Source organism: Streptomyces bobili, from assembly GCF_002154575.1.
In the GTDB taxonomy this organism is placed as follows: domain Bacteria; phylum Actinomycetota; class Actinomycetes; order Streptomycetales; family Streptomycetaceae; genus Streptomyces; species Streptomyces bobili.
Genome location: NZ_MUBA01000379.1, coordinates 929 through 11,189 on the forward strand (window position 1 = coordinate 929; position 10,261 = coordinate 11,189).

8 protein-coding genes and 1 pseudogene are annotated in these 10,261 nt (G+C 74.2%); 5 read left to right on the top strand and 4 right to left on the bottom strand.

Going from position 1 to position 10,261, the window contains the following annotated elements; all coding sequences use genetic code 11:
* A pseudogene (locus BZL64_RS41375) lies at positions 1–1,295 on the top strand (ATPase); the annotation flags it as partial.
* Positions 1,296–1,334: 39 nt separating this feature from the next.
* On the opposite strand, the gene BZL64_RS27180 reads toward BZL64_RS41375, so the two are convergent.
* Positions 1,335–1,601, bottom strand: a complete 267-nt coding sequence (locus tag BZL64_RS27180) for a DUF4235 domain-containing protein (protein ID WP_086771820.1) — start codon at positions 1,599–1,601, stop codon at positions 1,335–1,337.
* Between the two features lie 265 nt (positions 1,602–1,866).
* Between BZL64_RS27180 and BZL64_RS27185 the strand changes: the two genes are divergently transcribed.
* Entirely contained in the window at positions 1,867–2,271 is a 405-nt protein-coding gene (locus BZL64_RS27185) for a hypothetical protein (RefSeq protein ID WP_086771824.1), read from the top strand.
* A gap of 42 nt (positions 2,272–2,313) precedes the next feature.
* Here the strand turns inward: BZL64_RS27185 and BZL64_RS27190 are convergent, their stop codons facing one another.
* Both BZL64_RS27190 and BZL64_RS27195 read right to left on the bottom strand, forming a co-directional pair.
* Entirely contained in the window at positions 2,314–3,900 is a 1,587-nt protein-coding gene (locus tag BZL64_RS27190; RefSeq protein WP_086771821.1) for a glycerol-3-phosphate dehydrogenase/oxidase, read from the bottom strand.
* Positions 3,897–4,496: a TetR/AcrR family transcriptional regulator gene (locus tag BZL64_RS27195; RefSeq protein ID WP_086771822.1), complete on the bottom strand. Its 600-nt coding sequence runs from the start codon at positions 4,494–4,496 to the stop codon at positions 3,897–3,899. Before BZL64_RS27195 ends, BZL64_RS27190 begins: the two co-directional genes overlap by 4 nt.
* Before the next feature lie 74 nt (positions 4,497–4,570).
* Here BZL64_RS27195 and BZL64_RS27200 point away from each other — a divergent pair, with 74 nt between their 5' ends.
* Positions 4,571–6,169 carry an FAD-binding oxidoreductase gene (locus tag BZL64_RS27200; protein ID WP_167396208.1) on the top strand — a complete coding sequence of 533 codons (1,599 nt, stop codon included), beginning with the start codon at positions 4,571–4,573 and terminating at the stop codon, positions 6,167–6,169.
* Positions 6,170–6,228: 59 nt separating this feature from the next.
* Positions 6,229–7,110 carry a diacylglycerol/lipid kinase family protein gene (locus BZL64_RS27205; protein WP_086771823.1) on the top strand — a complete coding sequence of 294 codons (882 nt, stop codon included), beginning with the start codon at positions 6,229–6,231 and terminating at the stop codon, positions 7,108–7,110.
* Positions 7,111–7,186: 76 nt separating this feature from the next.
* Here BZL64_RS27205 and BZL64_RS27210 read toward each other — a convergent pair whose 3' ends face one another.
* Positions 7,187–9,436 carry an alpha-galactosidase gene (locus BZL64_RS27210; RefSeq protein WP_244205510.1) on the bottom strand — a complete coding sequence of 750 codons (2,250 nt, stop codon included), beginning with the start codon at positions 9,434–9,436 and terminating at the stop codon, positions 7,187–7,189.
* An 86-nt stretch (positions 9,437–9,522) separates the two neighbouring features.
* Here BZL64_RS27210 and BZL64_RS27215 point away from each other — a divergent pair.
* Positions 9,523–10,261: LacI family DNA-binding transcriptional regulator (locus BZL64_RS27215; RefSeq protein WP_107430353.1), on the top strand; the 739-nt coding region annotated here is incomplete at its 3' end.

Sequence of the window (10,261 nt, forward strand, 5' to 3'; positions counted from 1 at the left end):
CGTTGCGGGAGGCCGCCGCGGTGGCCGGCTGCCGCAGGCTCGGCGACGACATGCTCCGTCTGCACCGAGCCGCGGCCGAGGCCGCCCGCAGGGCCGGCGACACCATCGGCGCGGGCCGAGACCTGTCGGCCGCCGCCACCGTCGCGTACCGCTTCTCCAGCGAATTCACCCGGGTCCCCACCGCGGACGAGGTGACCGCGGTGCTCGCTGAGGCGCGGCGACTGTCCGAGGGCGGCGACCCGGCGGCCGAGGCGGCGCTCGCGCTGGCCGAGGCGGCAGTGCTCGCGGACGCCTTCGGCGCCGTCCAGGGAGCCGCTGACAACACCGCGCACGAGACCGTCGAGCTGGCCGAGCGCGCCGTGGAACTCGCCGGGCGGGCGGGCGACCCGGTGGCCGAGTCCGCCGCCCTCGACGCGCTGTCCGGCGCCCTGACCTGGGCCGGTGACTCCTTCGGCGCCGCGGCGGCGGCCCGACGGCGGATCGACGTACTGCGGCCGGTACCGGGCACCCCCGCCGCCACCCACGAGCGGATGGACGCCCTCGCCATGGCCGCCGGAACCGCCCTCGGCGTGGGCGACCTGCCGCAGGCCCGCCGATGGGGCCGACAACTGGCGGACCAGCCGCTGTTCGCCGAGGTGGGCCACCACGCCATGTCCTGGCTCCTGATCGCGGACGCGTTCGCCGGCCGCGCCGAGGAGGTCCTCGCCGGGAGCACGGAATTCCTCGACGCGTGGCGGCGGAGCGGCCGGCAGCGGTCGTTCTCGCTCGGCCCGGCCGCCGCGTCGGTCGCCATGATCCACGGCCTGCGCGGCGACCACGAGGCACGGGCGGACTGGCTGGCGGTCGTCGACCGGGCGAGCACCATGCCGGAGCACCGCCACGGCTACGGCGCCGTCTTCGACGCCCTGGTGCTGCTCCACCACGGCGACCCGGACGCGGCCCTGGCCCGGCTCGCCCCGGAGCCGGACGAGGTGTGGAAGTGGGTCTCCTGGATCTGGCTGCACTGGTACGTCGCACTCCGGGCGGAGGCATCGGTCCTCGCCGGGCACCCGGACGCCCGGAACCGTATCGCCGCCGCCCGCAGGACGGTGACCGGCAATCCGGTAGCCACCGCCCAACTGGACCGTGCCGAGGGGCTGTTGGACGGTGATGTGACACGGCAGCTCGCCGCCGCGGCGGCATTCGACGCGGCCGGCTGCCCGTACCAGGCGGCCCGCACGCTGCTGCTGGCCGGGCCCGCCCACGCGGAGGACGGCGGCGTGGCCCTGGCCGGCCTCGGCCTCAGGGGCGGCTGAATCGCCCCGCGCCGGGTGGCCGGCCGGAGGCGTCGTGGTTCAGCCCGGCCAGGTTCCGGTCAGCCGGCGGGTGGCGGCGGCCCCGCTCCGGTCGACGGCGGCCTTGACCCCGGCGAAGATCGCGCCCTGGAGGACGGCCGCCGTCACCGCCTCGGCCCACCCACGCTCCTCGTCCGTCGCGTCGGGCGCGTCCTCGTCATGGCCGAGCAACTTCCATGCCTGCTTGAACAACGCGCCCGCCAGCGCACCGCTGAGCGCACCGAGAACCAGACCGACCGGCTTGTAGGCGACCTTCGATGCCTTCATGACCTCGGACCCCTTGCCTTCATGACCTCGGACCGCTTACGGCTGCCTGCTTCGTCACGGCCTCATGCCGACCTCACGTCGGGTCGCCGTCCAGCCGGGAGCGGCGCCGCCGACCGTCCGTGTGCCGCTGCGTCATCGCCTCCCGCTCCTTGATCCGGGAGCAGCCAAGTACCCCGCCTGGAGCGGACCACCCACGATCGAGAGGCTCATGCGGAACGCCGCCGACCTCGCCTGCGATGCCGGCCGGCCTGTCATTCTGCTCCCCATGTCCGCACGCAACCGAAGACTGGCCAGGCACCTGGCCTGGCCGCTGACCACCACCGACATCAACGAGTGCCTCGGCCCACACATGACCCACGTCAGGGACCTCCAGTTCCTCACCGGGCACGGCAGCGCGACCATCGTCCTGGGCGCACAGTGGGTCGCCCCGCTGTCCCGCACCTACGGCCGTGGCATCCACCCGGACAGTGTCGGAATCTTCATAGACATCCACCCGGTCGACGCCACCGCACGTGCGGCCGCCCGCGCGGTCCTGCGGACGCGGGCACTTCCGCAGCTCCACGAATGGGTCACGCGGGCGATCGCCGCCGAGGAGACCTGGCGCCTGACCCCTCACCGGCACTACTGGCGACTCACCGACGGTCACCTGACCCACGGCGACGAGGAGTGAATGACCGGGGCAGCGCGCCCCCCTCGTCGTCGCGGCCGCGGGCTACGGCAGCCCCCGGCGCGCCCAGTCAGACGTCTCGCCCAGCACGCGGCGTACGGCTGTCATGGCCTGGTCGCGGTCGGCCGGTACGAGGCCGATGCGGGTGCGGCGGTCGAGGAGGTCGGCCTCGTCGAGGGCGCCCTCGTGCCGGACGGCCCACATCAGTTCGGCGCCGGTGACGGGGTGGCCGTCGACGACGGGTGCGGCGAGGTGCGGATCGGTGGCGGCGAGGGCCTGGACGGCCGGTGCCTCCGTGCCGTAGCGCTGGACGAGGCGGCGTGGCGCGGCGATCGTCCGCAGGGTCCGGGCGGGCGCCGCGCCGACGAGGGGGAGGCGGGCCGTGCGGCAGGGGGCGGCGGTGAGGCGGCCCGAGGCGACGGCGGCGTCGATGGCGTCCTGGGCCATCCGCCGGTACGTCGTGAGCTTGCCGCCGACCACCGTGACGACACCGTCGCCCTGGCCGATGACCGCGTGCCGTCGGGAGATGTCCGAGGTACGGCCCGTGTCCGCCGAGTCCAGCAGGGGCCGCAGCCCGGCGAAGGCGCCGACCACGTCCGAGCGGTGGACGGGGACGTCGAGCACGCAGCCGAGGACGTCGAGGAGGAAGCCGATGTCCGACTCGGGGGCGGGCGGGACGTCGGGCAGGTCGCCGTCGACGGGTTCGTCGGTGAGTCCGACGTAGACGCGGCCGTCGCCCTGCGGGAGGACGAGGACGAAGCGGTTGCTCTCCCCGGGGACCGGGACGTGCAGTCCGGCCGGGAGCGCGCCGAGGCGCTCGGAGCGCAGGACGAGGTGGGTGCCGCGCGAGGGCCGTATCCGGATGCCGTCGACCAGGCCGCCGGCCCAGACGCCGGAGGCGTTGACGACCGTGCGGGCCCGTATCTCGCCTTCCTCGCCGGTCAGTTCGTCGCGGACGGTGGCTCCGCCGCCGGTGAACCGGAGCGCCCTGACGCGGGTGAGGACGCGGGCGCCGTGCGCCGCGGCGGTCCGGGCGAGGGCGGTGACCAGGCGGGCGTCGTCGGTGACCTTGCCGTCCCAGGACAGCAGGCCGCCGCGGAGGCCTTCGGGGCGTACGGCCGGGGCGAGGTGGCGGGCCTCCGTCGCCGAGAGGCGGCGGGGCGCGGGCAGGGTCGAACGCGCGGTGCGCGCGGCCAGCCGCAGGGCGTCCCCGGCGCGGAACCCGGCCCAGGCCAGGGTGGCCTGGCCGCGCGAGACCAGCGGGGTGAGCGGGAGGACGAAGGGTTCGGCGCGGACGAGATGCGGGGCGGTGTGCTCCATGAGCAGCCCGCGCTCCACCGCGCTCTCGTGGGCGACGTCGAACTGTCCGGAGGCGAGGTAGCGCAGGCCGCCGTGGATGAGCTTGGAACTCCAGCGAGAGGTGCCGAAGGCGAGGTCGTGGGCGTCGACGGCGGCCACCGTCAGTCCCCGTGCGGCGGCGTCGAGGGCGGCACCGGCTCCGGTCGCGCCCAGACCGACGACCAGGACGTCCACCGTCGGTCCGCCCACGGTCGCGGCGAGTTCCCGCGAGCGGCGGGCGGCCGACAGCGAGGAGGCGTTCAGCGGCGGGGCGGGGCTGCCGGTGCGGCTCATGGCGTGAGGGTCCTCTCCAGAAGGGTCCGCAACTCCCCGAGGAAGGCCGCGGAGTCGAGGTCCGGGTCGTCCTCGTCGGTCATGGTCCGCAGCGACAGGGTGAACGACTGGACGACGAGCAGCAGGGAGCGCGCCTGCCGCTCCGGATGGCCGGAGCGCACCGAGCCGTCGGCGTGGCCCTCGCGCAGGCCGTCGGAGAGCAGTTTCAGCAACGCCTCCTGACTCGCCCCACGCCGGTCGAGGACGTAGGGGAGGAGGAGTTCGGGGTCCACGTCGACGATCTTGCGGAACAGCGGGTGGTCGCGGAAGGCGGCCACCCCTGCCACCAGACCGTCGACGAGGAGCGTCCGGGCGTCGGTGCCCGCATGCCGCTCGGGCATGGCGCCGGTGGCGACACCGACCCATTCGCGGGTCATGAGGTCGCCGACCAGCGAGCGGACGTCGGGCCAGCGCCGGTAGAGGGTCATGCGGGAGACCCCCGCCCGGCGGGCCACGTCGGTGAGCGTCGTACGGCGGACTCCGACGGCGAGGACGCAGTCGCGTACCGCATCGAGCACCGCGTCCCCGTCCGACTGGTTGTGACGAATAGGCGTCATGTGTCACAGTGTAACGCCTCGTGGGGGCCGTTCCGATACGGCGTCCCACACCGCCGACCGGGAGGACGACACCGATGGACATGCTGTGGAGCGGCTGGGGAGACCCCGCCGCGGCGACGCCGCTGCCCGACACGGTGACCGGGCTGCTGCACGACCTGCTCGGCGTGAAGCCCCGCGCCGCCGCCCCGGTGACGCTCGACCAGATCGCCGTCCCCGTCGCACCGCTCGACGCCGCGACACACGCCGCCCTGCTGGCCGCGGTCGGAGGGCACGCCGAACACATCCGTGCCGACGCCGAGTCCCGAATCCGGCACACCCGCGGCAAGTCCACCCCCGACCTGCTGCGCATCCGCGAAGGCGAGGTCGACGACCTCCCCGCCGCCGTGGTCCTGCCCGCCGGACACGACGAGGTCCTCGCCGTGCTGCGGGCCTGCGCCGCACACGGGCTGGCGGCCGTGCCCTTCGGCGGCGGCACCTCCGTCGTCGGCGGCCTCGCCCCCGCACGGCACGGCGCCTTCGTCGCCCTCGACCTGCGCCGCATGGACGGCCTGCTGGCCGTCGACCCCGTCTCACGGACCGCCACCCTCCAGGCCGGACTGCGCGCCCCGCATGCCGAGGCACTGCTCGCCGCACACGGCTTCACCCTCGGCCACTTCCCCCAGTCCTACGAGTGGGCCACCATCGGCGGATTCGCCGCCACCCGCTCCAGCGGACAGGCCTCCGCCGGATACGGTCGCTTCGACGACATGGTCCTCGGCCTCACCCTCGCCACCCCCGAAGGCACCGTCGAGACCGGCCGCGCTCCCCGCTCGGCGGCCGGCCCCGACCTGCGCCAGCTCCTGCTCGGCTCGGAAGGCGCGTTCGGCGTGATCACCTCGGTCACCGTCCGCGTCCGTCCCGTACCCCGCGCCCGCGTCTACGACGGCTGGCGCTTCCCGACCTTCCGGCAGGGCGCCGACGCGCTGCGAAACCTCGCCCAGGACGGGCCCCGCCCGACGGTACTGCGCCTCTCCGACGAGACCGAGACCCTCGTCGGCCTGGCCCAGCCCGACGCCATCGGCTCCGGTGCCGCTCAGCAGAACGCCGGCTGTCTGGCCGTCGTGGGCTTCGAGGGCACCGAGGAGGACACCACCCACGGCCGCGAAGCGGCGACCGCCGTGCTCCGCGCCGCCGGCGGAGAGCCGCTCGGCGAGGAACCGGGCCGCCGCTGGGCGCACGGCCGCTACTCCGCCCCCTACCTCAGGGACGCGCTCCTCGACGCCGGAGCCTTCGCCGAGACGCTGGAGACCGCCGCGTTCTGGTCCCGCCTGCCGGAGCTGTACGCCGCCGTCCGCGACGCCCTGACCACGACACTCACCGACGCCGGCACGCCACCGCTGGTCATGTGCCACATCTCGCACGTCTACGAGAACGGCGCCTCCCTCTACTTCACCGTCGTCAGCGCCCAGGGCGACGACCCCCTCGCCCACTGGAACCGCGCCAAGCACGCCGCCAACGACGCGATCCTCGCCGCCGGCGGCACCATCACCCACCACCACGGAGTGGGCACCGACCACCGGGACTGGTACGTACGTGAGGCGGGCGACCTGGCCGTCGACGCCCTGCGAGCCGTCAAGCGGCGCCTCGACCCGGCCGGAGTCCTCAACCCGGGCGTCCTGCTTCCCGCAGACTGAACCCGCCCGCGCGCCCCCTTCACGCCCGCCCATCCGCCGACCGCCCGGAGGCCCACCCGATGCGACAGTTCACGGCCGTCGTCAACCCCACCGCAGGCGCTGCCACGGGCGCGGCGGCCCTCCTCGGGGTGGCCCGGCTGCTGCGCGAGGCCGGCGCCGACCTCGAAACCGTCTACAGCAACAGCCTCGACCACGCCCGGGAACTCGCCAGAACCGCCGGGGAGGGCGGGCGGATCGTGCTGGCGGTGGGCGGGGACGGCATCACCGGCGCCGTCGGCGGAGCCCTCAGCGGCACCGACACCGTCCTCGGCCTGATACCGGCCGGGCGCGGCAACGACTTCGCCCGCGCCCTGAAACTGCCCACCGAGGCCGACGCCGTCGCCCGAGTCCTGCTGGAGGCCGAGCCGCGCCCCGTCGACACCATCGAGGTGCGCTCCGCGGTCCACGACCGCACCGTCGTCCTCGGCAGCGTCTACGCGGGAGTCGACGCCGTCGCCAACCACCACGCCAACCACGCCGGACTGCTCCGCGGCTCCGCCGCCTACTACCTCGGAGGCCTCCGCGCGGTGGCCGGCTGGCGTCCCGCCCGGTACCGCGTCACGGTCGACGGGACCGAGCACACCCACCGCGGCTACACCGTCGTCGCCGCCAACTCCGGCTTCTACGGCTCCGGCCGCAACATCGCCCCCGACGCCAGGATCGACGACGGCCTCCTGGAGATCGTGCTCATCCGGCACGCACCACGGCACCTCTTCTTCGCCCTGATGAACGAACTCAAGTCCGGCACCCACATCCGCCGCCCCGAGGTCAGCGTCCTGCGCGGCACCCAGGTCCGCATCGAGGCCGACCGCGACATCCCCTACGGCGCCGACGGCGAGGTCGAGGCCGAACTCCCCGTCACCGCCACCGTCCTCCCCGGAGCGCTGCGGGCGCTGTTCTGAGCCCGGCGCCCGCGTACGGCGCGGGGCAGACCTACGTCCCTGGCGCCCCACCACGCCTCAGACATGGGCGGATCAGCTACGCCTCCGACGTCAGCCGGATCAACAGAACCCCGGGCGTGCGCGGCAGCGACACCCGCAGTCCGCTCCCGTCCCACCACGCCGACCCGGCGAGGGGAGACGACGGGTGCAGCACCTCCGTACGGACCTCCCGTCCCGCCAAATGGCCCACGGGCAGCCGGAGTTCGCCGTCGCCGCCACGGCGCCAGACCGAGACGTACGAGGCACGGTCGCCCGGCACCCGCATTCCCAGGGCCAGCCAGTCGTCCGTCCACCCCGGCAGACCGAGCGGCCAGAACGGCACGGCCTGCGCCAGTTCCGGGCGGAGCGTCTTGTATACGGCCACCGCGTCCCGCACCAGAGCGAGCTGACGCTCCGTCATCCGGTCCAGATGGCCGGAGAGATGGATGCGGCCGAGCAGCGCCCCGCCCAGGGTGAAGGTGATCAGGTCGTCGTCGAAGCCGGGCTGCGGGTAGGCCCAGACGGCCCCCTGCTCGGGCGGGACCGCGGTCGGCGCGGCGGCGGCGATCGGCGGGAAGCGCAGCGGGTCCTGCTGATCGCTGGTCGACTGGAGCTGGGTGACGGCCAGTGTCGCCCCGTCCATCCGCATCCCGCCCGAGGCGCAGTTCTCGATCACCAGGCCCGGGTGCCGGTCCAGCACCTCGGACAGCCAGTCCAGGTAGGCCTGGGTGTGGCCGAGCAGCCCGGCTCCCGGCGCGATGTCCCCGGGGCCGCACGTTCCGGGGTCGACCACGATGTTGTAGTCCAGCTTGAGGTAGCCCACCCCCCAGTCGCCGACGATCCGGTCCACGGTCTTGTCGAGGTGCGCACGGGCGGCGGGATGACGCAGATCGAGCTGGTGGCGCCCCTGTTCGGTGATGCGCAGGCCGTCGCGCTGGAAGAAGGCGTCCGGCGGCAGCGCGTCCGCGACGGGACTGCGCACACCGACCACCTCCGGCTCCAGCCACAGCCCCGGGACCATGCCACGTTCGCGGATCCGGTCCAGGACCGCCTGGAGTCCGCCGTCGGGGAAGCGGCGCGGCGAAGGCAGCCACTCGCCGACGCTGTCCCACCAGCCCTCGGTGCTGTCGTCGTACCAGCCGGAGTCGACGCAGAAGTACTCCGCCCCGGCCGCGGCGGCGGCGTCGATCAGCGGCAGCAGCTTCTCCGTCGTCGGGTCGCCCATCAGCGTGTTCATGTAGTCGTTGAAGACGATGGGCAGCGCGCGGTGGTCCGGGTGCGGCCGGCGCACGGCCCGGCGGTACGAGGTCAGGGCGGCGAACGCGTCGTCCAGCCCGGAGCCGAGGGCCACGACCGCGGGCACGGTGGTGAACTCGTCGCCCGGCGTGAGCCGGACCCGCCACTGGTGCTCGGCGTCCGTGGGACCGTTCAGCGCCATGTACGTGCCGTCGGCGCGTTCGCCCAGGTCCCAGCGCCAGCCCGCCGGGGACTCGACCTGCCAGAGCCAGGCCCGGCCACCGTCGCGCTCGGTGACGGCACCCATGGGGAGAAGCCCGTCGGTGGGCCAACTGCCGTGTCCCGCATGGGACGCCGCGGCCCGGCTGTCGTGCTGATGGGCGGCCACGTGGATGTCGGCGACGGTGTCGCGCAGCGGCTCGACGTACCAACGGCACTCGGCGAGCCAGTCGTTGCGGGCGCGATGGATGTCGAGAACGTCGGGGGAGGGCAGCGCGCCCACCAGCAGACTGCTGACCGACTGGACGACGAGCGGTTCGTCACCCTCGTTGCGGAGGCGGACACGGGAGCGGAGCACCGGCAGCCCGGTGGGCGAGGAGAACTCGACGTAAGCGGTCAACCCGGTTCCGGGGTCGTGCAGTTCGGCGGTGAGATACGTCCAGTCCCCGTGCGCCCGCGTGGTGTGGCCGCGGTAGCGCAGCCGGGCACCGAGGGCCGTACCCGTGAAGCGCGGCCCCGACCAGCCACTGCCGTGCCCGAGCGCGGTCAGCTCCAGGAGGGGGAGGGGCGCCTGCGGGGTGGCCTCGCGCTGGGCTGTGGCCTGCGAAGTGGCCTCGGCCTCGCGCTGGGCTGCGACCTGCGAAGTGGCCCCGGGCTCGGATTCGGCCGTCGAGCCCTCGGCGAAGGCCCCTTCGCCGGACGGCACTTGGAGATTCGGGCGGGCCAGCCGGACCATCCGAAGGACCCCGTCGGAGCCGGTGGCGAACCCGGCCTCCAACGCACCGTGACCCCACGTGAACTGCCGCCCACTGGCTCCGGGGGCAGCGCCCGCCGTGTCCGACGTAACGGTCAACGTCTTTCCCTCCCGATGGCCGCGACTGCCGGCGGCCGTACGTCTGTTGCGTGAATCCATCGTTACGTTCTCTTGACGGCCCCTGTGTGACCGGTCACAATCCTGGCATGAATGTGACCGGTCACACAAGGCGCTCGGTGAGTATCAGGGATGTCGCGACCGCGGCCGGGGTCTCCTACCAGACCGTCTCCCGCGTGATCAACGACCACCCCAGCGTCAAGCCCTCCACCCGCGAACGGGTACTCGCCGCCATCGACGAGCTGGGCTTCCGGCGCAACGCCACCGCGCTCGCCCTGGCCAGCGGACGCAGCAGGGCCGTGACCGTCCTCACCGCCAACACCACCCACTACGGCTACGCCTCGATCCTCCAGGGGATCGAGGAGGCGGCCCGCGCCGAGTCCTACGCGGTCGGGATCGGTGTCCTCGAATCGGCCGACGAGGCCGCCGTCGCCACCGAGGTACGGCGAGCGGCGGACGCGAGCGGCGGACTGATCGTGATCGCCTACGATCCGCCCGGCGTGAAGGCACTGGCCGCCGTACCCGCCGACCTGCCGGTCGTCGGGGTGGTCGAGACCCCCACCAGCCCGCCCGGCGGCGACCGCCCCTGGGTGTGGACCGACGACCGCGAGGCCGCCTACGAAGCGACCCGCCATCTCCTCTCCCTCGGCCACGAGACCGTGCACTACGTCGCCATCCCGTCCAGCACCCGGCGCACCAGCGCCCGCACCACCGGCTGGCGGCAGGCGCTGAAGGAGGCCGGAGCCCCCGAACCCCGTCCGGTGCAGGGCCGTTGGGGCCCGGCCGGCGGCCACGCGGCGGGCCTGA

Bases quoted from the DNA above. Each gene is read 5' to 3' on its own strand.
- BZL64_RS27180 (WP_086771820.1), bottom strand. From the start codon at position 1,601: ATGAAGGCATCGAAGGTCGCCTACAAGCCGGTCGGTCTGGTTCTCGGT.
- BZL64_RS27185 (WP_086771824.1), top strand. From the start codon at position 1,867: ATGTCCGCACGCAACCGAAGACTGGCCAGGCACCTGGCCTGGCCGCTG.
- BZL64_RS27205 (WP_086771823.1), top strand. From the start codon at position 6,229: ATGCGACAGTTCACGGCCGTCGTCAACCCCACCGCAGGCGCTGCCACG.
- BZL64_RS27190 (WP_086771821.1), bottom strand. From the start codon at position 3,900: ATGAGCCGCACCGGCAGCCCCGCCCCGCCGCTGAACGCCTCCTCGCTG.
- BZL64_RS27200 (WP_167396208.1), top strand. From the start codon at position 4,571: ATGGACATGCTGTGGAGCGGCTGGGGAGACCCCGCCGCGGCGACGCCG.
- BZL64_RS27195 (WP_086771822.1), bottom strand. From the start codon at position 4,496: ATGACGCCTATTCGTCACAACCAGTCGGACGGGGACGCGGTGCTCGAT.